The following is a 25387-nucleotide window of genomic DNA, read 5'->3' as shown; positions in this document are numbered from 1 at the left end:
GTGCGGCATCGAATTGTGCTGATTGGACTGTAGGACTCAGCCTGCGGCACCGCTTCTCATCAGACGACAATGGCTTTTCATTTCGTGACAATCGAGCGCGCCGGATCAACGGCTTCAAGGTACCGTGGATGACTTATCCCAGGCCTCTGGGTAACCTTGGCCGCAAGCCACTTCAGCCCAACCCCAACCTCCTGTAGACGAGCGTGCAATGAAATCCCCCTCTGGCTTGCTGCTGTCGGGCATCGTGCTGGACCGCACCAGCTCCATACCGCTGTACCGCCAGCTGTATTTGCAGATTCGCAAGCAGATCCTCAACGGCCGGATCCAGGGCGGTGTGCGGCTGCCGTCGACCCGCACGTTGAGCAAGGAGCTGGGACTGTCGCGCATTACCCTGCTCAACGCGTTTGACCAACTGCTGGCCGAGGGTTTCCTGGCCTCGCGCACCGGGGCGGGCACTTACGTCGGCACCGAGTGGGAAAACCGCAGCACCAATGCCCCGGACGCCCTGCCCCAGCCGCCGCGCCTGTCTGACCTCAGTCACTCGGTATTGTCTTTACGCAGCAGCCATTTCCAGGGCATCAGCTATGCCGACTGGGCACCCGGCAGCCCGACTTCCTTCCTGCCCAGCCACAGTGCCTACGATGCATTTCCCCAGGCTGTGTGGAAGCGCCTGATGAACCGCCACCTGCACAAACCGAGCAAGGCGATGCTCGGCTATGGCGAACTGCAAGGCGTACAGGCCCTGCGTACGGCGATCGCGCACTACGTGTTCGATGCTCGCGGGATCGACTGTTCTGCCGAGCAGGTAGTGATCGTGTCCGGGGCCCAGCAAGCGTTCAACCTGCTGGGCATGCTCCTGCTCAACCCCCAGGACCGGGTGTGGATGGAGGATCCGGGGCATATCGCCGCGCGCATCGCCCTGCAGGCCCAGGGTGGCCACGTGGTGCCCTTGCCCATCGACGACCAGGGCATCGACGTGCAGTACGGCCTGGACAGTTGTCCCGACGCTCGCCTGGTGTTTACCACCCCCTCGCGCCAGCACCCTCTGGGGGTGACCATGAGCTACGCGCGGCGCCAGGAGCTCATCGACTGGGCCGAGGAGCAGCAAAGCTGGATCATCGAAGATGACTGCGACAGTGAGTTTCGCTACCACGGCCGCCCCCTGCCCGCGCTCTATGCCATGGACCAGGGGGCACGGGTGATCTATGTCGGCACGTTCAGCAAGGTGTTGTTTCCCTCCCTGCGGCTGGGCTACGTGATTCTGCCCCAGGCCTTGATCGAGCCGTTTTGCACCCTGCGCGCGGTCATGGATCGCAGCCCGCCGACCCTGCTGCAGACAGTGACTGCCGATTTCATGGTCGAGGGCCACTTTCTCGGCCACATTCGCCGCATGCGCGCGCTGTACCAGGCCCGCCAGCAGGCGCTGGTCGAGCAATTGCAGCAACAGCTGGGGAGCTTTTTCCAGGTCACGCCCGTGGATGCCGGCATGCACCTGATCGCCTGGTTGCCCGTGCAGCTGGATGACCAGCTCATCGCCCGGGAGCTGACGTTGCGCCATATCTACACCTATGCCCTGAGCGACTACTGCATCGAGCACCGCCAGCCACCGGCGTTGCTGATCGGCTTTGCCAGCACCCCCGAGGACCAGGCGCAGCAGCGAGTCGCCGCACTCGCCCAGGCCCTGCACGACATGGGGTGCCTGCCAGCGGCAAGCTGAGGCCTGGCAAGTGGTCTTATGATTTAACCGATAATGGATCTATCGAGAGTTCCTGACTGGCGCGATAAAGGTTGCGCCGGTAGACCCGGTGTCTGAACCAGGAACCACTCGAATGAACAATAAGATCCAACAACGCTTCAGCGCCTTGCTCAGCCACAAGGCCGGCGCCGCCCAAGCGCCCGCAACACTGACCCCGGAACTGGCGCGCCAGTTGCTCGACCGCCTGGGCCAACTGCGCCTGTTTGCCCACGCCTATCCCCTGTTGACCAACCTCACCCACGGCCGTGTCACCCCCGCCGACCTCCTGGACTTTGCCTATCGCCACGAGCTGCAGGGCTTGAGCCTGCACCTGCTGGACGGCGAGGCCAACAGCCTGAGCCAGATGAGCGCCCCACAGTTGCAGGCGTTTGCAGACAAGGCCCGGGCCCTGGGCCTCGAGGTGCACCTGGAAATCAGCAGCACTCGCCAAGCCGATGTCGATCAAGTGGTCGCCATCGCCCGCGCCCTGGGCGTGCGCAACATCCGCGTGTACTCACGCTACGAAGGTTCACTGTCACAGGTCATGGACCTGATCGAAAACGACCTGCGCTACCTCGCGCAACAGGCCGATGCCCATGACCTGTACTTCGACTTCGAGCAACACGAGGAACTCAAGAGCGCCGAGATCGCCCAGTTGCTCAGCCGCCTCAACCACCCCCGGCTGCATGCCCTGTTCGACTTCGGCAACATGATCAATGCCTGTGAACAGCCGCTGCAGGCCCTGCGCAACCTCGCGCCGCACATTCGCCAGGTCCACCTCAAGGGCGTGCAAATCGTCCCTGAGCACAGTGGTTTTGGCCATTACGGCGTGCTGCAAGGCAGTGACGAAGACGACTTGCCCAGTGCCCGCATGCTGTTCGAGTTGCTGATGCTGGGCGAGTCCAGCCCCCAGGTGATCGCCTTCATCCTCGAGCAGGAAAACCACTACGTAGCCCCGGCGTTTCGCCAGACCAACGAGTCCGCCGACCCGTTCATTGCCTACCGGGAAATGAGTGATACGCCGTTGCCAGCGGGTTACTCGCTGGAACGCATGCTGGCCGATGAACACCGCTGGGCCAACAACCAGGTCGCTTACGTGCGCGGCCTGCTGGCCGAGTTGCGCACCCTGGCCGAATTGACCCTGGCCTCCTGCACACCCGCTTGAACCCGACGCGACACACTGACGACGCTTGGAGAATAACAATGACAACTCGTGACAAGGCCAAATGGCTCAGATTCCTGATCCTGATCCTCGGTGGCGGCACCATCTATAAACTGGCGAACCTCAAGGACGCCTTCTATATCCCCATGCAAGAGTTCATGGGTTTGACCCACACTGAAATCGGCCTGCTGCTCAGCGCCAACGCGATCATTGCGACCGCGCTGTTTGTGGTCGGCGGAATGCTCGCCGACCGTTACGACACGCGCAAGCTGATTCCCCTGGGCTTGCTGGGTACCGGCGGCCTGGGCCTGTACCTCGCGACCTTCCCGCCCTTCAGCAACCTGTTGATTGTCTTCAGCCTGCTGGCGGTGTGCGCCGACTGCCTGTTCTGGCCGTCACTGCTCAAGGCCATCCGCAACCTGGGCGACGACAAGGAACAAGGACGCCTGTTCGGGCTGCTGGAAGGTGGCCGGGGCGTGGTCGATACCCTGGTGGCTTTTTCTGCGCTGGGGGTCTTCGTCGCCATGGGTTCGGGTGAAACGGGGCTGAAATCGGCGATCCTGTTCTACTCGGTGATCGACATCCTGGCCGGGACACTGACCTGGTTCCTGCTCAAGGGCGGCACCACGTCGACCACCGTGCAGGCAAAAAACGGCCTGTCGAACCTGTTGGAAGCCATCAAGGTCCCGGGGATCTGGCTGGTCAGCCTCAACGTGTTCATGGTCTATATCGTGTACTGCGGCCTGACCTACTTCATTCCCTACCTCAAGGACATGTACCAACTGCCGGTGGCGCTGGTCGGTGCCTACGGCATCATCAACCAGTACTGCCTGAAAATCCTTGGCGGACCTGCCGGTGGCTTCATTGCCGACAAGCAGTTCAAGAGCACCAGCCGCTACCTGAAATGGGCTTTCCTGGCGCTGTTGCCGTTGATGGGCGTGATCATGCTGATTCCGAAAAGCCCGAGTTACATCTACGCCGGCATGGCCGCCACCCTGTCTTTTGCGCTGATCGTGTTTTCCATGCGCGGGGTGTTCTGGGCGCCCATGGGCGAAGTCGGCATTCCCCAGCACATTACCGGCTCAGCCTTTGGCATCGGCTGCCTGATCGGTTATGCACCGGGCATGTTCGCCTACGTCATCTACGGCGCGATCCTCGACCACTTCCCGGGCGAGCAAGGCTACAACTATGTGTTCAGCCTGATGAGCCTGCTGGCCATTGTTGGCTTCCTGGTCTCCAGCCTGCTGTACCAGGCCGTGCGCAAGAACGCCCGAGCCACCGCCGGGGCTGACGTCGCGCCCGCCTGAACCTGCGGGTTACTGCTCTTCATTCACCGGCAAACATCGGCACCCGTCGCTCCAGCATGGCGCGGGTGCCTTCGGCAACGTCAGCTCTGACGATCCGCCATTCGTGCTCCCCTCCTTCGCGGCCCAAGGCCTGACCGAATTGTACGGCCAGGCCTTGGCGTACCGTTTCAGCGCCAGCAATGCGCAACGCGACACCCGCAAATCCCCAATCAACTTCGGATGGCGCTCAACCTGCAACTCCTGCGGAGCCAGGGCATTTGTAGCGGGCTTTTATGCGAGTGGTACGTACCATGTATTTACATACTATTTATACGAAATTCCACATTGCTGAAAACGGTGTTTATAAGATGGAATAATTGAGCGTTATCGAATCTAATAGGCAAAAATCCTGTTGTTGGATACCGCAGCAATACGTTTGCGTCCGGAGAGCTGTGAATGAACAAGGTCGATCGCTACCTCAAGGCCGGTACCCGGGAGAACACCCGGCGCAGTTACCGTGCCGCGGTGGAGCACTTCGAAGTGACCTGGGGCGGGTTCTTGCCGGCGACGGGCGACAGTATCGTGCGCTACCTGGCCGACTACGCCGATCAACTGGCGATCAGCACCTTGAAGCAACGCCTGGCCGCCCTCGCCCAATGGCACATCACCCAGGGATTTCCCGACCCGACCAAGACGCCGACGGTGCGGCAGATGATCAAGGGCATCCGCACGTTGCATCCGGCGCAGGAGAAGCAGGCGGCGCCCCTGTTGCTGCAACACCTGGAGCAGGCCATCGACTGGCTGGAACACCAGGCAACGCTGGCCGCCCAGCAGCACGACTGGCCCACCGTGCTGCGCTGTCGGCGGGATGCCGCGTTGGTGCTGATCGGATTCTGGCGTGGCTTTCGCGGCGATGAGCTGTCTCGCCTGCGGGTTGAACACACCGAGCTGCAAGCGGGGGTCGGGATCAGCTTCTACCTGCCCCACAGCAAAGGCGATCGCCAGCACCTGGGGACCCGCTTCCAGACCCCGGCCCTGAAAAAGCTCTGCCCGGTGCAGGCCTATGGCAATTGGATTACGGCCGCGGGCATTGCCTATGGGCCGGTGTTCCGGCGCCTGGACCGCTGGGGCAACCTGGCGCCGGACGGTTTGCACGCCAACAGCCTGATCCCCTTGCTGCGCCGCCTGTTTCGCCGAGCCGGGGTGCCCGCCGAACTGTACACCAGCCACTCCCTGCGCCGCGGCTTTGCCACCTGGGCGACCGCCAATGGCTGGGATATCAAGTCACTGATGAGCTACGTCGGCTGGAAAGACATCAAGTCGGCGATGCGCTACGTCGACGCTTCCCACAGCTTTGGTGGCTTGGCGCAAAAGCCACTGGTGCCGGGCATCACCCCGCGCGCCCTCGAATGATCCGCCGCCCTGCCCGGCCTGACGCTCAAGAAGCCTGGGTCTGCCCCGCCAGCAAGACCTCGAAGAACGATGAAATCAGCCGGCTGGAGCGCCGCTCCGCCAGGCAATAGAGGTAGGTCTCGGTGTACAGCGGATCGCCTTCCAGGCGGATCGCGCGGATCCGTGGGTCGGCAATGAATTCAGCTTCGGACACCGCCCCCAGGCCAATTCCGCGGACCACGGCTTCGCGCAGGGCTTCACGGCTGCCGATCTCCATGGCGATTCGCGGCACCACGCCCGCGGCCAGCAGCGCCGCGTCGAGGACCGCGCGGGTGGTGGAGCCGGGCTCGCGTTGCAGCAGCGCCTGGCCCTCCAGTTCTTCGAGACGCACCGAGCCGCGAGCAGCCAGGGGATGGGCATGGTGGGCGAACAGGATGATCGCGTGGCGCGCGTAATGCACGGAACACAGCGCCGGATCGTCGTGCCGCCCGGCCAGCACCGCGATGTCGGTCACGTAGCGTTCGAGATCGGCCAGGACCTCTGCCGAGTTGCCGACCCGGATCGACACATCGATCCGGGGATGACGCTGCAGATAGTGGTCGACCATCTCGATCACATGAAACGGCCCCACCGCCCCCAACCGCAACTCGCCGCTGTCGAGCCGGCCGGAATCGCGCAGCAGGTTGTGCGCGTCCAGGTCCAGGGCCGCCATCGCCTGGGCGATCGGCAGCAGTTGCCGGCCGACATCCGACAACTCGATGCGCCGCCCACGGCGGTGAAACAACTCCAGGTTGTATTGCCGTTCCATCGCTTGCACCTGGGTGGTCAGGGTCGGCTGGCTGAGGCCGATCGCCCGTGCCCCGGCACTGAAACTGCCGTGGCGGGCCACGGCGAGGAACGCTCGCATCTTTGCGCTGGACATCCATAGACTCCATCAATAGTTAACTGCCTGAAGCCATATTGAATTGATCGAATGACTGTCACGTGACACTTCTAGCCTGAGGCAACTCCAAACCACTCCCTGGATTGCCATGAAACCTCTTCGCTCATTCCTGCGTGTTGCCAGCATCGCCCTCGCCCTGACCGCCGCCGGCCTGGCCTGCGCCAAAGACCAACTGACCATTGGCCTGATCCCCTCCGAAGACTCGCAGGCGATGATCGAAGCCAGCAAACAGGTGCTCGATACCCTACAAACCCGGTTGGGCATGCCGGTGGTGCCCTTTGTCGCGACCGACTACAACGGCATCATCGAAGCGCTGCGCGCCGGCAAGCTCGACGTCGCGTACCTGGGGCCATTCTCCTACGTCCTCGCCACCTCGGTGGCCGAGGTCGAAGCCTTCGCGGTCGCCGTCACCCGCAAAACCGGGCAAAGCGCCTACAAGAGCGTGATTGTCGCGCGCAAGGACAGCGGCATCCGCGAGCTGGCCGACCTCAAGGGCCGTACCTTCGCCTTTGTCGACCCCAGCTCGGCGTCCGGCCACCTGTTCCCCAAGGCCGGCCTGGAGCAAGCCGGGTTCGTCCCGGCGCAGCTGTTTTCCCGGGTGATTTTCTCCGGCTCCCACGATGCCAGCATCCTCGCCGTGGAAAACCACAAGGTGGATGCCGCTGCGGTAGCCGACCGGATTTTTGCCAGCGCGGTGAGCAAGGGCCTGGTCAAGCAGGACGAATTCCAGGTGGTCTGGAGTTCGCGGCCGATTCCCGAGTCGCCGATGGTCTGGCGCAAGGACCTGGACCCGGCCCTGCAACAGAAGGTCGCCAGTGCCCTGGCCTCGATCAAGGATGTGCCGTGGGGTGACCAGGGCGTGCTCGACGGCTTCCAGCCCACCAGCGACGCCGCCTACGACGTGGTTCGCGACACCGCCAAGGTGCTCGATCTGGATTTGCGGAGCATGAAATGATCAGCATCCGCCAATTGACCAAGCACTACGGGAGCAACCCAGTGCTGCGCGGTATCGACCTGGACGTCGGCCAAGGCGAGTTCGTGGTGATCCTGGGGCAATCCGGCGCCGGCAAATCGACCTTGCTGCGCTGCATCAACCGCCTGGTCCAGGCCGACTCCGGCACCCTGCAGGTGGCCGGCATCGATGCCCGCTCCTGCCGCGATCCGCGCACGCTGCGCCGCCAGGTGGCGATGATCTTCCAGCACCACAACGTGGTGCCGCGCCTGAGCGTGCTGAAGAATGTCCTGACCGGACGCCTGGGCGCCGTGTCCACCTTCAGCTCGGTGCTGCAGCTGTTCCGCCGGGCGGATGTTGCCCTGGCCAGGCAATGCCTGCAACGGGTGGAGCTGGAGCACAAGGCCGGCGAGCGCACCGACGCCCTCTCCGGCGGGCAGATGCAACGGGTCGGCATCGCCCGCGCCCTGGCCCAGTGTCCCCAGGTGATCCTGGCGGACGAACCGGTGGCCAGCCTCGACCCCAAGACCGCACGCCTGGTGTTGCAGTACCTGCGCGATGCATCGCGGGAACTGGGGATCACCGTGCTGTGCAACCTGCACCAGGTCGACTACGCCCGTGAGTTTGGCGACCGGATTGTCGGCCTGGCCCACGGCCGCCTGGTGTTCGACGGCCACCCGGCGAGCATGGGCGAGGCTGACCTGCAACGCATCTACCCTGGCCAGGAACCAGCACCTGAAGTGCCACCGACGACCAGCGCGCTGGCGCTGGTGCCGTGCAGCGAACCGAGGGCTTGAGCATGCAACCGAACAACTACCTGTGGACCGTCGACCGGCCGCGCAGCGCGCGGAGCTGGCTGACTACCGCGGCGCTGGTGCTGGCGGTGGTGCTGACCCTGCATTGGAGCGCCGAGGGCGCGCAGCTCAGCGTCGCGGAACTGGCCGGCGGCCTGCCGCAAATCGGCGACTTCCTCGCCCGCACCATGCCCCCCGATATGAGCATTCTCCCGCGTTTGCTGGCACCGGCCATCGAAACCCTGCAGATCGCGATCTGGGGCACCCTGCTCGGCGTGCTGCTGGCGATTCCGTTGTCGTTCCTGGCGGCGCGCAACCTCAGTCGCAACCGCCTGGTATTCCACGCCACGCGACAGTTTCTCAACGTCACCCGCAGCATCAACGAACTGATCCTCGCCCTGATCTTTGTCTCGGCGGTGGGTTTGGGGCCCTTTCCCGGTGTGCTGGCGTTGGCGCTGCATGGCATGGGCATGCTCGGCAAGTTCTTCGCCGAAAGCATCGAGGAAATCGACCAGGGTCCCATCGAGGCCCTGCAGGCCACCGGGGCACGGCCGTTGCAGGTGATTGTGTTTGGCGTCCTGCCGCAGGTGATTACCGCCTGGATCGCAGTGATCCTCTACCGCTTCGAGGTCAACCTGCGCTCGGCCACCGTGCTCGGCATGGTCGGCGCCGGCGGCCTGGGGTTCGAGCTGGTAAGCAGCCTGAAGCTGTTCAAGTACGAACAAACCGCCACCTGCATCATCGTCATTACCTTGATGGTGGTCATCGCCGACGCGGTGTCCGGCAGGCTGCGCAATGCGATCCAGCGCGGTTCCAACCATTAAACCGCGCTGGCCGCACCTTCGGCTGCCGGCTGTTATCGGTCCAGCCGATTCAAACCTGCGATTTATCGATTTGAGCTGTTGGCGAGTGCCCCTGAGTATGGGGCCACTTCGCCAACAACAATAAGGAACTCCCTGATGACCGCCCGATTCCACAACCCGGTAGACACTCGTTTCGGCTGGGGCAGCCTGCAACAGTTGGCCGCGATTACCGAACAGCACAAGGTCGCCCTGGTGACCTTCCCCGAAGCGCGCGGGCTGGGCCTGGTGGCGCGGATCGAAGAGCTGCTGGGTGATCGCCTGGTCTACGTGATCGAAGACGTGCAGCCCAATCCCGACGTGGCGCATCTGCGCGACACCTATGAACGCTTCTGGGCCGAAGCCGGCGACTGCGCCATGGTCATCGCCGTGGGCGGAGGCAGCGCCATCGACACCGCCAAGGCGCTGATTGTCGGTACCGAATCGGGGAGCTTCGACGAGTTGCTGACCCTGCTGGCAACCGGCAAGCCCTTTGTCCCGGCCCGCAGCAAACTGCTGATCGCCGCGCCTACCACCGCCGGCACCGGCAGCGAAGTCACGCCCTGGGCGACCATCTGGGACAGCGCCAGCCTGAAGAAATACTCGCTGCACCTGGACTGCACCTGGCCCAAAGTGGCGATCATCGACCCGCAACTGATGTTGACGGTGCCAGCCAGCGTCACCGTCTCCACCGGCCTGGACGCCTTGTCCCATGCCCTGGAGGCAATCTGGAACGTCAACGCCAACCCGATTTCCGACACCTTCGCCGTGGCGGCCATCGAGGACATCCTCGAATGCCTGCCTCGGTTGCTGCGCGACCTGTCCAGCCAGGAACTGCGCTCGCGCATGGCCCTGGCCGCCCTCAAGGCGGGCATGGCGTTCTCCAACACCAAGACCGCACTGGCCCACTCCATTTCCTATGAAATGACCCTGCGCCACGGCCTGCCCCATGGCATCGCCTGCTCCTTCACCCTGCCCCTGGTGCTGGGCCTGGCCTGGGGTCACGACCAGGAGCGCGACCAGACCCTGCAGCGGGTTTTCGGCACCGACTTGGCCAAGGCCCAGGCCCAGTTGCGCGACCTGTTGCACAGCGTCGGGGTGAAGACCGAGTTTGCCGACTACGGCGTCACCGCCCAGGACGCCGAGGCCATCATCCAGTTCGCCCTGCAGGGCGCGCGCGGCAAGAACTTCATCGGTTGCCAAGCGGCCTAGATCCAGCTTTTACCTCAACACGCACTGCCTGCGGCGCCACCGGCCGCGGCGATTTCCTGCGGCACCGGTAAATCGGTGTCACCCTCGGGCGATGGCTCGAGGGGCGAACAATAATAAGGAAAAGATCATGAATCGTGCCCAAACCCTGCCTGGTATCGCTACCCACACGGCCTCGTTCCGCGTCGCCCAGTGGCGCATGTTGCTGGCGGCGATGTTCTGTTACCTGTTTTTCTACACCGGCCGGCAAACCTTCGGTTTTGCCATTCCAGGGATCCAGGCCGAGTTTGGCCTGAGCAAGGAAACCCTGGGCTGGGTGTCGGCCGCCATGCTCTGGGCCTACGCCATCGGCCAGGCCATCAATGGCAACCTTGCCGACAAGTTCGGTGGCCGGCGAATCATGACCCTGGGCGCCGTGCTGTCCTGCGGCGCCAACTGGGTGACCAGCTTCTCTGCCGGGTTTGCCAGCCTGATCCTGCCCTGGGGCATCAACGGTTACTTCCAGGCATTGGGCTGGGCGCCGGGCAGCCGGCTGATCTCCAACTGGTGGAGCGCTGGCGAGCGCGGCAAGGTCTACGGCTTTTATGTGTTTGCCGCCGGGTGCGCCTCAGTGCTGTCCTACGTGACCTCGATCGTGGTGCTGGAGGTGCTGCAACTGGAGTGGCGCTGGATCTTCCGTCTGCCGGTGTTGCTGATGCTGGCCGGCGGTATCCTGTTCTACCTGATTGCCCGTGAACGCCCGCAAGACCTGGGCTTCGAACCGCTGGCCGACACCGGTGTGGCCAATGCCGCCGACAAACAGCATGAGGTGGCGCAAGGCGAGGTCGAAACTTCCGCGCAGCGCTACAAGGCAGTCCTGAAAAATGCCCGGCTGATCATCGCCGCGGTGTCCCTGGGCTTCCAGAACGCCGCCCGCTACGGCCTGATCGTCTGGGTGCCGGTACATTTTCTCGGTGCCGACTGGAAAAGTGGCGACAGCCTGGTGGATCCGAAGTGGATCACCGTGGCCCTGCCCGTGGGCATGGCGATCGGCGCGCTGACCAATGGCTGGGTGTCGGACAAGCTGTTCGGCTCCAAGCGTTACCTGGCGATCATGCTCTACATGTTCCTCGGCGCGGCGACCAGCCTGTGGATGTGGAGCCTGCCGCCCCACAGCATGATCGGCCTGGTGGCGCTGTTCCTCTGCGGGTTCTTCGTCTATGGCCCGGCCTCCAGCTTCTGGGCGCTGTGCCCGGATCTGGTCGGCGCCAAGCGGGCGGGCACGGCCACTGGGGTGATGAACTTTTCCTCCTATCTGTTCGCTGGCCTGGCGGAACCCCTGATCGGCAGTATGCTCGACAGTACCGGCAATACCTCGCTGATCTTCATCGTGGTGACCTCGGCCTGCCTGTGCAGTGCATTGGTCGCACTGTTCATCCGGCGTTGATGGCTCGGCACCCCGTTTCGACTCACAGGCAGGCGCACTCATGTACCAGTACCACAAGTGGCTCCGTTCCTTTCACGCCGTGGCCAAGACTGGCAGCTTCACCCTGGCGGCCGAATACCTGTGCATCGGCCAGCCAACGGTCAGCGAGCAGGTCAACGCCCTGGAGAAGAAGTTCTCGGTGGAACTGTTCCACCGCCGTGGTCGCTTTATCGACATGAGTTCCGCCGGGCACCAGCTTTACGGGATTACCCAGGGCCTGTTCGGCCAGGAGGACGAAGCCGTGCAACTGCTGCACAGTTTCAAGCAACGCAAGACTGGCATGTTGCGCCTGGGGGCTGTTTCGCCGCCTATCGCGATGAACCTGACCTATGAACTGATGCAGCAGCATCCGGACATCGAGCTGGAAACCTCCTTCAGCCCGGAAAAGGAGACCCTGGCGCGACTGTTCAATTTCGACATCGACGTGGCGATCCTCGCCCTGTCCGAGTTCGACCAGCGTTTCGACACCCAGCTGTACCGGCGCTACCCGATCATCGCGGTGGTCCGTGACGACCATCCCTGGGCGCAGCAGGAACAGGTGCATGTCGAGCAGATCAGTGCCGAGAAATGGGTGCTGCGCGAGAAGAGTTCGCGGACCCGGCAACTGGTGGAGGAAAGCTGCACGCGGTTGAACGTCGAACTCAACTGCGTGATGCAATTGAACAGCCGCGAAGCCATTGTCCACGCCATCGCCAAGGGCATCGGCATTGGTTTTGTCTCGGCTGTCGAGTACGCCCAGACCCCGGGCACCAAACCCATCACCTTCGTCGATCACCCGTTCGCTATCGATTACCACTTGTGCTGCCTGGGCATCCGCCGCAACCGGCCAATGATCGCCGAGCTGTTCGACTCAAGCCCGATACCGACCACCTGACAACACCGTAGCCAATGACCTTTGCGCCCTACTTCCTTGCACGAAGGACGGCCACCCCCTACCCACACACTGGAGATCTACCATGCACTATCAACAACCGAGCCACCTGCAAGCCGTGGTCCTGGACTGGGCCGGCACCGTCGTCGACTTCGGCTCCTTTGCCCCCACGCAGATTTTCGTCGAAGCCTTTGCCGAGTTCGGCGTTGCCGTGTCCCTGGAAGAGGCCCGTGGCCCGATGGGCATGGGCAAGTGGGACCACATCCGCACGCTGTGCAATCAACCGCAGATTGCCGAACGTTACCGTGCCGTGTTCGACCGCCTGCCGACCGATGCAGACGTCACTGCACTCTATGAACGGTTCATGCCGCTGCAGATCGACAAAATCGCCCTGCACTCAGCCCTGATCCCAGGCGCCCTGGAGGCCATCGCCGCGCTACGCGAGCAGGGGCTGAAAATCGGATCCTGCTCCGGCTATCCGGCGGTGGTGATGGCCAAGGTGGTAGAGCTGGCCCGGGCCAACGGCTACGTCGCCGACCATGTGGTAGCCACCGACGAAGTGCCCAACGGCCGTCCGTATCCGGCACAGGCCCTGGCTAACGTGATCGCCCTGGGAATCAGCGACGTCGCCGCATGCGTCAAGGTCGACGACACCTGGCCGGGTATCCTCGAAGGCCGCAGCGCCGGCATGTGGACAGTCGCCCTGACCTGCTCCGGCAACGCCCTGGGCTTGACCTACGAACAGTTCCAGGCACTGAGCCCCGAGCAACTGGCCGAAGCACACGCCCGCATCAGCCAAACCTTCGAAGGCGCCCGCCCGCACTATCTGATCGACACCATTGCCGAGCTGCCGGCAGTGATCGAGCAGATCAACGCCCGCCTGGCACGGGGTGAAACGCCGCAAGGCGCCTGAGCCACGCAAACCCTCAACTTGCAGCGTATCGGGTGGCGGGTTGCCCCGGTACGCTGTCACCCCATCGGTGTTTTTTATGTGTCCGATCCACGCATTATCGATCCTCGCGTGTGTGCCACAGGCGTAGCAGATAGAGGGTGGAACCCTGAATCTCGTACCGCATCTCGTAGTGGCCGATAATAATTCGGCGCACATCCCGTGGCTGAAACTCTTCAAGCCGTTCGCCAATGCGTGGATTTGTCAGCAACGTACGAGGAGCAGCCGTGAGCTGTTGAATCGTATGCGCGGCGGCGGGCTGGTTCACCGCGGCCAGAAACTCATACAGCCGGGCAATGTCGGAAAGCGCCTTGCTGGTCCACTTCAACTCCATCAGCGCGGCACTGGCAGCGGGGATTCTGTACTCAGGCTGTCGGCCCAAGCCTGGACAGCCTGGTGGTCAATTACCCGGCCGGCGTCCACATCAGCCAAGGCCTCTCGGGTCAGGCGACTGCGTTCTTCTTCTTGGTCAATCCAGGCAGAAAGGGCCTGTTTGACGATCCAGTTCTTGGAGCGTTCAAGGCGCTCAGCCATCAAATCGACCTTCTCAGCCAGTTGCACAGGGACATGAGCCGTGACGGATCGGGTCTTGGCGGTAGTAACCATGATCATTACTCCAATGCAGCGAAATGCTATTTTTTGGGCACTTGGCCGCCAGTGGCGCGGCGCAAGCGTCATGCCTGGTTGAAGCGAGTCATCAATTGCTTGTCCTCGCCTTTGTCGTGCCGGGCCACATCACGAATCGTAATGCATCATTATGATCAAAGATTAATCATAGTTAATAACCTCGAATCGTCAAGCCTTGAGATCAGTTTGGGCTGCCCCTTCCCCAATGTGCGTAGGAAATGAGCTAATTTAGTGTGACCCATAGGATTGCGAGTTATTTGCACGGAAGCATCAAGATGAATTTCAAGACAAAAGCGAATAACCCATATCTTTTGCCCGCACTAGAAGGCCCATTTCGCCTGCCTATTGGTCAATCAGCCTGCGCTTTGCGCAAATGGCAGCAGTCTCTTTTCATGGCAACAATGCTACTTGGCTTGTTGACGACGGCAGCGCTTGCCAGCGCTCAACCGAGCAATCTTGGAGATCATCAGGTTTTTCAAACAAACACCGAACTGCAGCGCGCTAATACGCAGGTGATTGCGGCGTCCACCTACGCCGAACAACATCCGCGTGATACCGATGCACAGTATGCGCTGGCCGTGGCGCTGGATCGCATGGGTGACCTGCAAACCCTGAGAGCGAAGCAGCTGTTTCCGTACAACGCAGGATACAGGGCTGCTCTGGAGCTGGCCCGGAACAACCTGAAGGCCCACCCTTACACCAGTAAGCTCATGCCCAAGGTACAACGCCTGGAACCTGGAGCGGCAGCAGACTCGGAGCAAATACTCTGGACCTACCGGGACGCTGCCCGACGTTATTTCACCAGGGCCCGTATCGTTTACCAACAACTGGTCGCCTTGCAGCCCAACAACAGCAAGTGGCAACAAGCACTCGCGGTGAACTACACAAGAACCAACCCGGGCCATGTGGGGGTCGAAGAAGTCAGGGCCTACTATCAGCCGGCCCTGGATATTCTGCTGCGCCTGGCAAAGTCAGCGCCTGGTAACCAGCAGTTGCAACGCGATCTCGCGGCAACCTACGAGGAAATTGCGGACCGGGTGAATTCAATGACCGGCACCTTGCCCGCTGAATACCATGAGGCCTTGGCAATACGTATAAAAGTGCTCAGGAGCAATGAAACCAATCCACTGTTCGTCCGCGAGTTGGCAGTGACCTTCGGCAAGATCGGCGAAGCCCTGGTAATGCGCGGGAAATGGGCAGCAGCACGTGACGCCGTGACCGATCAATTTGGCTTGTACCAGGATTTGGCTGCCTTGGACCCTGGCAACAACCAATGGCAACGCGAACTTGCAGTGGCGCACATGGATTTTGCAGCGATTAAAAACGACAACAATGGGCCAGGCGCAAAACTAGAGGCAGAAGTGCTGGCTCATTATGCCCAAGCCTTGGCAATACGAACCCGGCTGATTGAAGTGGAGCCGAGCAATGCGCAGTGGCAGATGGACTTGGTCGCCAGCCACGAAACTATGGCCAGGTTTTACGATGACCGAGGGTTGGACGAAAAAACCCTGGCCTCCTACATCGAGGCGCAACGACAAATGGCCAAGTTCGCACAGCGTTACCCCAACGATCGCGGTTGGCTCTTCTACCAACTCTATTTCTATTTCAGCATCGGTTCCGAGTACCGGGCAATACAGAGCTGGGCCGCGCCCCACTCACTTGGGGGGAAATTTCCCGAACTAGGGAAATTCAAATCCGCTGCAAAGGCCCAAGACGAGGTGTTTGAGAATATGCGCAAGATAATCGATACCTTGGTCCGCATGACCGATGCCCCTGCGAGGCCAGTGTAGAAAATGAACAGATTGAACTGGCACACCATGATCTTCTTGCTCAGCGTGCTAACAGCAGGCTGTAGCAATGTCATTTATCCTGACCCGCTCCCGGCCGCAGCAGCCGTACTGAAAACAGCACCTGAATCGGATGGTAAAAAAATCATCTCGGCGCAGTGGATGAAGCGTGATTTTTCTGCCGAAATCCACAGCCTGTCCAGTGGCGATGTTTCGGGGCTTCTTATAAGAACCACCGGGTACGCGCCGGGAGAACAGATCACCGTTGAGCTCGATGATAGAAACAGCAATGACGATGGTGGTAGCTACACGCTAACCAAAAAAATAACCGGCGTCGTGGATAAGCACGGTGAAGTCAGAGTACTGATCAAAAGTTAAACCACCTTATCAGATGCGGTCCTGGCGCAGCCACTCGATGAACAGCGCAAACAACTCGGACTGGGAGTTGATCGCCAACTTCAGGTACAGGTTCTTGCGGTGCATGCGCACGGTTTCTGCGGCGATCCGCAGTTCGTTGGCCGTCGACTTGACCGAGTGACCGCGCAGCACCATGTGCGCCACTTCACGCTCACGCTCGGTCAGCACCTCACAACCGAAATGCTCGAAGGCGTGCTGGATACTCGGTTTTAGATCGACCGTCGCAGGTGCAGCTACCGCCTCCTGTTGGGTGATCAGCCGGTTGCACTGGGCAAACTGGCGGATGAACTGGCGGACCATAGGCTCGACTGCGCGCAGCAGGTCCAGTTGCCCGGTGCTCAAGGCCTGGCCGCCAAAGCCCTGGAACAGGCTCAGGGACACCTTGCTCTGATTGCCGACATCGACAATGAAATAACTGTCTTCCGAACAACCGCCCTTGAGGTAGTAGGCCTTGTAGTAGTCGCTGTCGAAAAAGTCGTCGGGGGCGATTTCTTCCAGGTGATAGAAGCCTTCCGCCAGGCCCTGCTCCACCGCCAGGCAGAACGGGTCGAGCAGGTAACCGCCGGAGAAATAGCGTTCGATCACCGACTCCCGGTACTGCTCGGGAATGCCTTGCAGGTACAAGGATTGGGGTGGCTGGTCCTTGCGCTCCAGGCTGATCATCACCGATTCCACCGACACCAGGTGTCCCAAGGCCTGCGCCAGGTAGCGCAACGCATCCGCCGTATCGATCCGGGTAAAGGCGTGCGCCAGCCCGGCGTGCCATTGATGCAGGGCACGCCAGGGCATGGCGATCAGTGTGTGGTCCTGGGCTTTGCTCATGCCGCGCAGTCTAGCCGGTGAGCCAGGACCGCGCATAGGCAGGCCGCGGCTGCTCATCGCCCGGCGTACAGGTCCAGGGCCTGGAGTTCGGCGGCGACCTCGAGGATGCACGCGCGCAGGGTCTCGACGATTTCGTCGACCTGGGCATGGGTGATGATCAGCGGCGGCGACATTACGTTCAGGTGCATGATCGGCCGCACCAGCAACCCCTTGGCCTGGGCCCGCAGATGAATCCGCTCGCCGATGTTGACCTCGTCGGCAAACAGCGCCTTGCTGGCCTTGTCGGCCACGAACTCGACGCAGGCCATGAGTTTCTCGCAGCGCACATCGCCCACCAGCGGCAAACCACGCAGGGTTGCCAGGCGTTGTTCCAGGTAGCTGCCCACCTCCTGCACGTGGGCCAGCAGGTTCTCGCGCTCGATGATCTCGATGTTCTTCAGCGCCGCGGTGCAACACACCGGATGGCCACTGTAGGTGAAACCGTGGGTGAAGCAGCGCCCTTGGCCGGGCTCGGCGATCACGTCCCAGATCCGCGTCGAGAAAATGCACGCCCCCAGCGGCAGGTAGGCCGAGGTCAGGCCTTTGGCGGTGGTGATGATGTCCGGCTGCACGCCGAACAGCTCGCTGGAGGCGAACCACTTGCCCAGGCGGCCGAACGAGGTCACCACTTCATCGGCGACAAACAGGATGTCGTGGGCCTGGCACACCTGCCACATGCGCTGCAGATAACCTTCAGGGGGAATGATCACCCCGCCGGAGCCCATGATCGGCTCGGCAAAAAACGCCGCGACCCGGTCGGCACCGATGCTGTGGATCTTGTCTTCGAACTCCTGGACCAGGAACTCGAGGAACTGCGCCTCGTCCATACCATCCGGGGCACGGTACGGGTTGGGGTTGGAGACGTGGTGGATCAGCTCATGGGCGTAATCGAACTCTGGCACCCGGTCAGCGGCCTTGTTGCCGATCGACATCGTCAGGCAGGTCGAGCCGTGATAGGCGTTGTAGCGGGCAATGATGTGTTTTTTCTGTGGTTTGCCACGGCAGTTCTGGTAGTACTGGATCAGTCGATAGGCGGTGTCGACCGCGGTCGAACCACCGGTGGTGAGGAACACGTGGTCGAGATCGCCGGGGGCCAGGCTGGCAAGTTTTTCGCAGAGCTCGATTGCCACCGCATTGGCCATGTCGGAGAACGGATTGGCGTACGCCAGTTGCCGGACCTGATCGGCAATCGCCAGGGCCATTTCCTCGCGGCCCAGGCCGATGTTGGTGCACCACATGCCGCCCACCGCATCGAGAAAGCGCTGGCCTTCACTGTCGTAGATATACGCGCCGTCGCCGGCGACGATGTTCAGCGCGCCGTTTTGCCGGTGCTCATCGAACACGTGGTAGCCGTGCATGTGGTGGGCCTTGTCGGCCTTGACCAGTTGGGCGTTATCGAACTGGTTGAAGAACTCGGCGTTGGGTGTGGTCATGGCAAAGGTCTCGAAGGTGATGATCAATCAGCTGGGATAATCAAGGTGGGACGAGCCGACACTGGTTCAGAGCCCGGTCTTTACCGTGCTCCAGACCCGGGTGATGGCGCGCATGTCCTTGGCATCCTGGGTCTTCTGCGCAAACAGCCGCTCACGCGTGGCCGCGTCGGGGTAGATCGCCTGGTTGTCACGCACCTCGGGCTGCAGCAACGGGGTGGCGGCCTGGTTGCTGTTGGCGTAGTGGATGTAGTTGCTGACGTCGGCCATTACCTGGGGTTGCAACAGGTACTGGAGGAACTTGTGGGCGTTGGCCACGTGGGGCGCGTCACTGGGGATGTACATATTGTCGAACCAGATCAGCGAGCCTTCCTTGGGCACGAAGTACGCCAGGTTGATCTTCAGCTTGGCCTCCTCCGCCCGGGCCTGGGCGGTGGCGTAATCGCCGGACCAGGTCATCGCCATGCAGACATCGCCATTGGGCAGGCTGGTGAGGTAGTTCACCGAGTCGAATTTCTTGATGTAGGGTCGCACCGACAGCAGCAGGTCCTGGGCGGCCTTGAGGTCGGCCGGCGCGGCGCTGCGGGGGTCACGGCCCAGGTAGGTCAATGCCAGGGGGATGACTTCGGTGGGCGCATCGATCAGGGTCACGCCGCAGTCGGCGAAGCGCGAGACAATCTTGGGATCGAAGATCATCGCCAGCGAACCGATAGGGGCATCGGGCATGCGGGCCTTGATCATGTCGACGTTGTAGGTCACGCCATTGCTGCCCCAGGTGTAGGGCGCCGAATAGGCCACACCGGCATCGTAGCCCTGCAGGTCCTGCAGCACCTTGGGGTCCAGGTTGCTCCAGCCCGGCAGTTGCTGCTTGTCCAGGGGCTGGAACACCTTGGCCTTGATCAGCGGCGGCACCAGGGAGGCATTGAGCACCACCAGGTCGTAACCGGAGTGGCCGGTGAGCAGCTTGGCCTGCACCGTCTCGTAGGCATCGAAGGTGTCGTAGATGACCTTGATCCCCGTGGCCTGTTCAAAGTCGGCCAGGGTCCTTTCACCGATGTAGTCCGCCCAGTTGTACAGCCGCAGCGTGTGGGCATCGTTCACCTCGGCGGCATGCACCGCCCAGGACAAGGGAGCTAGCAACAGACTGGAAAACACGTGTAGTGCCTTGCGCATTGCACATTCCACCTTATAAGCAGACTCGGCTCTGGATGAGCGGACGTGCTTACTATTGGCGGATTGACGCAACGGCACCATACCCCGAATGGGGGTGGACGACCGCCCCCCAAACGCAGAACCGTAGCAGCTGTCGAGCAGCGCGAGGCTGCGTCAACGACCGCACGACGTTCATTCAACTCGGCAATACATCCGCTGGGGGTCGCTACGCAACCCAACGCAGCCTTCGGCAGCGGCTACAGGGATATCCGTCAGACTGCCAGCACGCTGCAGGACGCCTGGTACAGCAGATGCTCGGTGGTGCTGCCGATGAGTTTTTCCAGGCCTCGCGACTGATTGCGCCCCAGCACCAGTACATCGACCTGGTTCTGATGGGCGAATTCGGCCAGCACCTGGACTGGATCACCCTTGATGAAGTGCCGGTGCTCCGGCGCTACGCCAAAATGCTCGGCGGTATTGAGGAAGGCGTTTTCCAGGTCCTGGCGCAATTGCCGGGTCAAGTCGCTCAACGCCAACCCGGCAGCGCCCAGGTCACCCAGAAAATCGGCGGTTATGTCGCAGGCTGTGACCAGGTGCAGTTCGGCATCGCATTGCAACGCCAGGCGTTCGGCCTGCTTGAGGATCCGCTCGTTGAGCTTTTGATTCTGTGGCTGGTCATTGGCGCTGTCGATGGCCGCAACGATCTTGCGCGGCAAGGCCTGGGCCTGGTCGCCCACCAGGTAGGTCGGCACCGGGCAATAGCGCAGCAGGTGCCAGTCCATCGGGGTGAAGAAGGTGCGCTTGAGCAACGGTTCCTGCTGCACTTGCTTGATCAGCAGGTCCGGTTGCAGTTCGCTGACGTGCTGCAGGATGTCGCTCCTGACGTCTTCGGACCACGTGGTGTAGGCCGTGACCTCAACCCCGCTGACTCGCAGTTGATGGGCTTGCGCCTGGAGCCAGAGGTCCTGTTCCTGCAGATAGCTGGCCCGTGCGCTGGCCCAGTCATCGCCCTCCAGCAGGGAAAGGATGCCCAGGGACTTGATCAGCCCGACGATGTGCAGGCTCGCACCGCTGGCCCCGGCCAGCGCACCCGCCTGCTGGATGGCCGGCGACTGGCGCAGGGCCGGGTTGATGATCAGCAGCAGGCGTTGGTACTGGCTCATGGTCGGATTCTCGGATGAAGTTATGTTCAGTATTGACCCAAGACTGCACCCGTGGGGGTTTAGCGTATTGATCCCGATCAAGGCCGATGGCTGGTCAGGCCATAGTTGGGGGCCGCGGATACAACTGCTCGTCAAACTGGGCCAGTCGCGGGAACACCAGGGGCTGTTCATCCGCCAGGTGCTGCAGGCGCTGGTCGTACTCCACCAGAAACGTCTGGCGCGCCTCATCGCTGATATAAGGCACGTGCCAGGCGACAAACGGCTCCAGCACATCAAACCCAACGTAGGCCAAGGTCCCGCGCAGGATCGGCCGCAGCATGTCTTCCAGCGGGCCGTGAATCGCACCGTCGCCGAACATGTGCTCACGCCCCCCCAAGGTCACCGTCACCAGCGCCTTCTTCCCGGCCAACCCACCCTGATCGTAAAAACGCTTGCCGCCATAGCAAATGCCCGACACCAGCACCCGATCGATCCAGCCCTTGAGCATGGCCGGGGCGGAGAACCAGAAGATCGGGAAGTTGAGGATCAGCAAGTCGGCCCACAACAGCTTGTCCAGCTCGCCCTGGATGTCCGCGGCCAGGGATTGGCTCTTGACCCCCAGGCGTTGTTCCAGGGCGTAGACCAGGTAATCGGGGTTTTCCCGCGAGGAAAAGTCCTGGCTGCTGGCGACCGGGTTCCAGTTCATCGCGTACAGGTCGCTGACCTGCACCTCGTGGCCCTGGGCCTTGAGGGTGGTCACGGCCTGGTCACGCAGGGCCGCGGTGAAGGAGTTCGGTTCGGGGTGAGCGTGGACGATCAATACTTTCATGATGATTCCTTAGACGTCTGCAAGCGTCGGCGTTGAAGGGTGTGCAGCGCGCGTGGCCAGCAACCGGTCGAGCCAGTCGGGGTCCATTTGCGGTTCGGATGAAAACAGCAGCCCGGTGTAGTCCTGGTGCGGCGGGGTAAAGATGGCATCACGTGAGCCGTGGTCCACTACCCTGCCCCTTTGCATCACCAGCACCTCGTCGGCAATCGCCCGCACCGTGGCCACGTCGTGGGTGATGAACAGGTAGGCGACGCCGAGCTGTTGTTGAATACGGTTGAGCAGTTTCAGTACACCCTCGGCCACCAGTTGGTCGAGGGCCGAGGTCACTTCGTCGCAAATGATCAGTTGCGGATCGGCCGCCAGCGCCCGGGCGATGCAGATCCGTTGTTTCTGCCCACCGGACAGTTCCCGGGGCTGGCGCTCCATGAACGTCGCCGGATCGAGTTCGATCATCTCCAGCAACTCGGCCACGCGGGCGCGCATGGCCTGGCCCTTGAGCCCGAGGTAAAACGTCAGCGGCCGGCCGATGATATCGACGATGCGCTGGCGCGGGTTGAGCGCCGTGTCGGGGATCTGGTAGATCATCTGGATCTTGCGCAGTTGCTCCTTGCTGCGCTGGCGAAAATCCGCCGGCAGCGGCTGGCCGTCGTACAGCACCTGCCCGGCCGTCGGTGGCAGCAGGCCTGTGATCAAGCGCGCAGTGGAGCTTTTGCCGCTGCCGGACTCACCGATCACCGCCAGCGTCTGGCCACGGTACAGGCTCAGGGATACGTCGTGCAGTACCGGGTGCTGGCCATAGCTGGCGCAACTGTTGCGCAATTCCAGCAACGGCTGTTCCTGCTGCGGCAAGGGCTTGGGTTCGGTGCGAAAACTGCGCACCGCCCACAGCGACTTGGTGTAGTCCTGCTGCGGGGCGTCGAGCATTTGCCGGGTCTGGGCCTCTTCCACCAGCTTGCCGTGGCGCAGCACCATGATCCGGTCGGCCATCTGCGCCACCACCGCCAGGTCGTGGCTGATGTAGATCGCAGCGCTGCCGTACGTTGCCACGGCATCGCGGATCGCCGCCAGCACCTCGATCTGGGTGGTGACGTCCAGGGCCGTGGTCGGCTCGTCGAAGATGATCAGGTCCGGATGGCAAGCCATCGCCATGGCCGTCATGACCCGCTGCAACTGGCCACCGGAGACCTGATGCGGATACCGCTGGCCGATCTGCTCGGGGTTGGGCAGGCGCAGTACCCGATACAGTTCGACGGCTTCGGCCATGGCTTGCGCGCGGCTGATGCCGGCGTTCTGCACGGCGGTTTCGACGTGTTGGTCAATCAAGCGATGGGCCGGGTTGAACGACGCCGCTGCGCTCTGCGCGACATAGGCAATGCGCAGTCCCCGCAGCTTGCGCAAGGTCTCGGGCTTGGCGGCCAACAGATCGATGCCATCGAACTGCAGCGATCCGCCGGTGATCCGGCAGCCATCGCGGGTGTAGCCCATGGCGGCCAGGCCGAGCGTCGACTTGCCGGCCCCCGACTCGCCGATCAGGCCCAGCACCTCGCCCCGTTGCAGGGTCAGGTCGATGCCCTTGATCAACGGGTGCCAGGCGTCCTCGTAGTGACCTTCGATGTGCAGGTTGCGGATTTCCAGCAGCGGTTTGGCAGTATTCATCATCAGCATTCCTTGAGACCGCTGGATTTGTGCAGCATCCAGTCGACGACGAAGTTGACGCTCACCGTGATCAACGCCACGGCCAGGGCCGGCAGCAAGGGGCTGATGTCACCGAAGGTGATCAGCACCGCGTTGTCGCGCACCATGCTGCCCCAGTCGGCCGTGGGCGGTTGAATCCCCAGGCCGAGGAACGACAGCGCGCTGATGAACAGGAACACAAAGCAGAATCTCAGGCCGAACTCGGCAATCAGCGGCGCCGCGGCATTGGGCAGCACCTCGCGGGTCACCAGCCACCACAGGCCCTCACCCCGCAGCCGCGCGGCCTCGACGAAGTCCTGGACCACCACGTTCATCGCCACCGCGCGGGACAAGCGAAATACCCGGGTTGCATCCAGCAGCGCGATCACCAGCACCAGCGAGGTGGCCGTGGTGCCCACCACGCTGAGGATCAGCAAGGCAAAGATCAGTTGCGGGATGGCCATCAGGATGTCCACCACCCGCGACAGGCCCTGGTCAACCCAGCCGCCCTTGATCGCCGCCACCAACCCGCTCAAGCCGCCGAGCAGGAACGCCAGCAGCGTAGTCAGGAAGGCAATCCCCAGGGTATTGCGGGCACCGTAGACCAGGCGGCTGAACATGTCGCGGCCGAGGTTATCGGTGCCCAGCAGGAACTCGCCGCCCCAGGGCGCGAAGCCCTCGCCCACCACCTGGGTTTCACCGAACGGCGCCAACAGCGGGGCGAACAGCGCCACCAGGACATACAGCACGATCACCAGCAGGCCGAACTGGGCGCTAAGCGGCGCCCGGAGCGGTGCCCGGAGCAATTGTTTAAGCAGGCTCATGGTCTACCCCTTCGGATGCATCAGGCGTGGGTTACTGGCAATCGACAGCACGTCGGCGCTGGTATTGAGCAGGATGTAGGTGGCCGCGAAGATCAGGCTGCAGGCCTGCACCACCGGAATGTCGCGCTTGGCCACCGAGTCCACCAGCAACTGGCCAAGACCGGGATAGACAAACACCACCTCGACCACGACTACCCCCACCACCAGGTAGGCCAGGTTCAGCGCCACCACGTTGACGATCGGCGCCAGCGCGTTGGGCAAGGCGTGGCGAAAGATGATCCGCGACGGGCTGATGCCCTTGAGCCGGGCCATTTCGATGTAGGGGCTGGCCAGCAGGTTGATCAGCGAGGCGCGGGTCATGCGCATCATCTGCGCGATCACCACCAGGCTCAGGGTCGCCACCGGCAGCACCGAGCGCTCGAGGATGGTGCCCAGCGAGGCGTCTGGAGCCAGGTTGGAAATACTCGGGAACCAGTTGAGTTTGACTGCGAACACCAGGATCAGCAGGTAGGCCACGAAGAACTCGGGAAACGACACCGCACTCAAGGCCGAGGTGTTGAGCAAGCGGTCGAACCAACTGTTGCGATACAACGCCGCGAGCATGCCCAGCAACAAGGCCAGCGGCACCGAGACCAGCGCCGCCAGCAGCGCCAGGCTGAAGGTGTTGCCCAGGCGGCTGCCGACCAGCTCGGCGATCGGCCGCTGGTTGGCCAGCGAAACCCCCAGGTTGCCCTGCAGCAACTGCCAGATCCAGTGGCCGAAGCGGGTCAATGGCGGCATGTCCAGGCCCAGTTGCGCGCGGTAGGCCGCCACGGTTTCCGGGGTCGCTGACTGGCCGAGCATGGCCTCGGCGATGTCACCGGGGAGCATGCCGACGGCGAGGAAGATGATCACCGATACGGCGAACAGCGACAGCAGGCCCAGCGCCAGGCGCTGACCCAACAGCTTGAAAATACTTCTCATCGTGCGGTTCCTTATTCTTCTACTGTGGGAGCGAGCGCCCGCTTGCGGCTTGCTCGCGATGGCGGCGGTCCATTCAAAATCAAT

At 62.3% G+C, this 25387-nt stretch carries 25 protein-coding genes; 13 read left to right on the top strand and 12 right to left on the bottom strand.

The window, feature by feature from the left end; all coding sequences use genetic code 11:
• The first annotated feature begins 208 nt into the window (after nucleotides 1-208).
• From CKW24_RS22060 to CKW24_RS22050, 3 genes are all read left to right on the top strand, one after another.
• A complete protein-coding gene (locus tag CKW24_RS22060) occupies nucleotides 209-1717 on the top strand; it encodes a PLP-dependent aminotransferase family protein (protein ID WP_095170288.1) in 1509 nt (502 codons plus the stop codon).
• A 112-nt stretch (nucleotides 1718-1829) separates the two neighbouring features.
• On the top strand, nucleotides 1830-2900 hold the full coding sequence (locus CKW24_RS22055) for a sugar phosphate isomerase/epimerase (RefSeq protein WP_095170287.1): 1071 nt from the start codon (nucleotides 1830-1832) through the stop codon (nucleotides 2898-2900).
• 38 nt (nucleotides 2901-2938) lie between these two features.
• On the top strand, nucleotides 2939-4204 hold the full coding sequence (locus tag CKW24_RS22050) for an MFS transporter (RefSeq protein ID WP_095170286.1): 1266 nt from the start codon (nucleotides 2939-2941) through the stop codon (nucleotides 4202-4204).
• Between the two features lie 19 nt (nucleotides 4205-4223).
• Here the strand turns inward: CKW24_RS22050 and CKW24_RS28205 are convergent, their stop codons facing one another.
• The gene (locus CKW24_RS28205) at nucleotides 4224-4391 is read right to left on the bottom strand and encodes a hypothetical protein (protein ID WP_159987324.1); all 168 of its coding nucleotides are present in this window, start codon (nucleotides 4389-4391) and stop codon (nucleotides 4224-4226) included.
• 248 nt (nucleotides 4392-4639) lie between these two features.
• Here CKW24_RS28205 and CKW24_RS22045 point away from each other — a divergent pair, with 248 nt between their 5' ends.
• Entirely contained in the window at nucleotides 4640-5596 is a 957-nt protein-coding gene (locus tag CKW24_RS22045) for a site-specific integrase (RefSeq protein WP_095170285.1), read from the top strand.
• A 25-nt stretch (nucleotides 5597-5621) separates the two neighbouring features.
• Here the strand turns inward: CKW24_RS22045 and CKW24_RS22040 are convergent, their stop codons facing one another.
• Nucleotides 5622-6497: a LysR substrate-binding domain-containing protein gene (locus CKW24_RS22040; RefSeq protein WP_095170284.1), complete on the bottom strand. Its 876-nt coding sequence runs from the start codon at nucleotides 6495-6497 to the stop codon at nucleotides 5622-5624.
• A 109-nt stretch (nucleotides 6498-6606) separates the two neighbouring features.
• Between CKW24_RS22040 and CKW24_RS22035 the strand changes: the two genes are divergently transcribed.
• The 7 genes from CKW24_RS22035 (at nucleotide 6607) to phnX (ending at nucleotide 13561) form a co-directional block, all read left to right on the top strand.
• A complete protein-coding gene (locus CKW24_RS22035) occupies nucleotides 6607-7473 on the top strand; it encodes a phosphate/phosphite/phosphonate ABC transporter substrate-binding protein (protein ID WP_095170283.1) in 867 nt (288 codons plus the stop codon).
• Nucleotides 7470-8267 (top strand): phosphonate ABC transporter ATP-binding protein, encoded by a 798-nt coding sequence (phnC, locus tag CKW24_RS22030; RefSeq protein WP_095170282.1) that lies wholly within the window; start codon nucleotides 7470-7472, stop codon nucleotides 8265-8267. Before CKW24_RS22035 ends, phnC begins: the two co-directional genes overlap by 4 nt.
• 2 nt (nucleotides 8268-8269) lie before the next feature.
• Nucleotides 8270-9088 (top strand): phosphonate ABC transporter, permease protein PhnE, encoded by an 819-nt coding sequence (gene phnE, locus CKW24_RS22025; protein WP_095170281.1) that lies wholly within the window; start codon nucleotides 8270-8272, stop codon nucleotides 9086-9088.
• A 135-nt stretch (nucleotides 9089-9223) separates the two neighbouring features.
• Nucleotides 9224-10315, top strand: coding sequence for an iron-containing alcohol dehydrogenase PsrA (gene psrA, locus CKW24_RS22020; protein WP_095170280.1), 1092 nt, complete (start codon nucleotides 9224-9226; stop codon nucleotides 10313-10315).
• Nucleotides 10316-10442: 127 nt separating this feature from the next.
• Nucleotides 10443-11738, top strand: a complete 1296-nt coding sequence (locus CKW24_RS22015; RefSeq protein ID WP_095170279.1) for an MFS transporter — start codon at nucleotides 10443-10445, stop codon at nucleotides 11736-11738.
• Nucleotides 11739-11778: 40 nt separating this feature from the next.
• The gene (locus CKW24_RS22010) at nucleotides 11779-12651 is read left to right on the top strand and encodes a LysR substrate-binding domain-containing protein (RefSeq protein ID WP_095170278.1); all 873 of its coding nucleotides are present in this window, start codon (nucleotides 11779-11781) and stop codon (nucleotides 12649-12651) included.
• 82 nt (nucleotides 12652-12733) lie between these two features.
• The gene (phnX, locus tag CKW24_RS22005; protein ID WP_095170277.1) at nucleotides 12734-13561 is read left to right on the top strand and encodes a phosphonoacetaldehyde hydrolase; all 828 of its coding nucleotides are present in this window, start codon (nucleotides 12734-12736) and stop codon (nucleotides 13559-13561) included.
• A 94-nt stretch (nucleotides 13562-13655) separates the two neighbouring features.
• Here the strand turns inward: phnX and CKW24_RS22000 are convergent, their stop codons facing one another.
• The gene (locus CKW24_RS22000; protein ID WP_095170276.1) at nucleotides 13656-13931 is read right to left on the bottom strand and encodes a type II toxin-antitoxin system RelE/ParE family toxin; all 276 of its coding nucleotides are present in this window, start codon (nucleotides 13929-13931) and stop codon (nucleotides 13656-13658) included.
• Entirely contained in the window at nucleotides 13931-14203 is a 273-nt protein-coding gene (locus CKW24_RS21995; RefSeq protein ID WP_095170298.1) for a CopG family ribbon-helix-helix protein, read from the bottom strand. Before CKW24_RS21995 ends, CKW24_RS22000 begins: the two co-directional genes overlap by 1 nt.
• A 296-nt stretch (nucleotides 14204-14499) precedes the next feature.
• Between CKW24_RS21995 and CKW24_RS21990 the strand changes: the two genes are divergently transcribed.
• Together CKW24_RS21990 and CKW24_RS21985 are read left to right on the top strand one after the other, a co-directional pair.
• Nucleotides 14500-16014: a lipopolysaccharide assembly protein LapB gene (locus CKW24_RS21990; protein ID WP_095170275.1), complete on the top strand. Its 1515-nt coding sequence runs from the start codon at nucleotides 14500-14502 to the stop codon at nucleotides 16012-16014.
• 3 nt (nucleotides 16015-16017) lie between these two features.
• The gene (locus CKW24_RS21985) at nucleotides 16018-16389 is read left to right on the top strand and encodes a hypothetical protein (protein ID WP_143501265.1); all 372 of its coding nucleotides are present in this window, start codon (nucleotides 16018-16020) and stop codon (nucleotides 16387-16389) included.
• Nucleotides 16390-16398: 9 nt separating this feature from the next.
• On the opposite strand, the gene CKW24_RS21980 is transcribed toward CKW24_RS21985, so the two are convergent.
• From CKW24_RS21980 to CKW24_RS21945, 8 genes are all read right to left on the bottom strand, one after another.
• The gene (locus tag CKW24_RS21980) at nucleotides 16399-17250 is read right to left on the bottom strand and encodes a LuxR C-terminal-related transcriptional regulator (RefSeq protein WP_095170273.1); all 852 of its coding nucleotides are present in this window, start codon (nucleotides 17248-17250) and stop codon (nucleotides 16399-16401) included.
• 53 nt (nucleotides 17251-17303) lie between these two features.
• The gene (locus tag CKW24_RS21975; protein WP_095170297.1) at nucleotides 17304-18722 is read right to left on the bottom strand and encodes an aminotransferase; all 1419 of its coding nucleotides are present in this window, start codon (nucleotides 18720-18722) and stop codon (nucleotides 17304-17306) included.
• A 66-nt stretch (nucleotides 18723-18788) separates the two neighbouring features.
• Nucleotides 18789-19892: a polyamine ABC transporter substrate-binding protein gene (locus CKW24_RS21970; RefSeq protein ID WP_095170272.1), complete on the bottom strand. Its 1104-nt coding sequence runs from the start codon at nucleotides 19890-19892 to the stop codon at nucleotides 18789-18791.
• 251 nt (nucleotides 19893-20143) lie between these two features.
• Complete coding sequence (locus tag CKW24_RS21965) at nucleotides 20144-21034, bottom strand: universal stress protein (RefSeq protein ID WP_095170271.1); 891 nt, start codon at nucleotides 21032-21034, stop codon at nucleotides 20144-20146.
• Between the two features lie 94 nt (nucleotides 21035-21128).
• A complete protein-coding gene (locus CKW24_RS21960; protein WP_095170270.1) occupies nucleotides 21129-21842 on the bottom strand; it encodes an NAD(P)H-dependent oxidoreductase in 714 nt (237 codons plus the stop codon).
• Nucleotides 21843-21851: 9 nt separating this feature from the next.
• Complete coding sequence (locus tag CKW24_RS21955) at nucleotides 21852-23498, bottom strand: ABC transporter ATP-binding protein (protein ID WP_095170269.1); 1647 nt, start codon at nucleotides 23496-23498, stop codon at nucleotides 21852-21854.
• A gap of 2 nt (nucleotides 23499-23500) precedes the next feature.
• Nucleotides 23501-24340, bottom strand: a complete 840-nt coding sequence (locus CKW24_RS21950; protein ID WP_095170268.1) for an ABC transporter permease — start codon at nucleotides 24338-24340, stop codon at nucleotides 23501-23503.
• Between the two features lie 3 nt (nucleotides 24341-24343).
• Nucleotides 24344-25303, bottom strand: a complete 960-nt coding sequence (locus tag CKW24_RS21945) for an ABC transporter permease (RefSeq protein WP_095170267.1) — start codon at nucleotides 25301-25303, stop codon at nucleotides 24344-24346.
• Nucleotides 25304-25387: the final 84 nt, after the last annotated feature.

Source organism: Pseudomonas sp. Irchel 3H3 (assembly GCF_900187635.1).
Classification (GTDB): Bacteria; Pseudomonadota; Gammaproteobacteria; order Pseudomonadales; family Pseudomonadaceae; genus Aquipseudomonas.
This window is presented reverse-complemented; position numbering and strand designations above follow the sequence as displayed.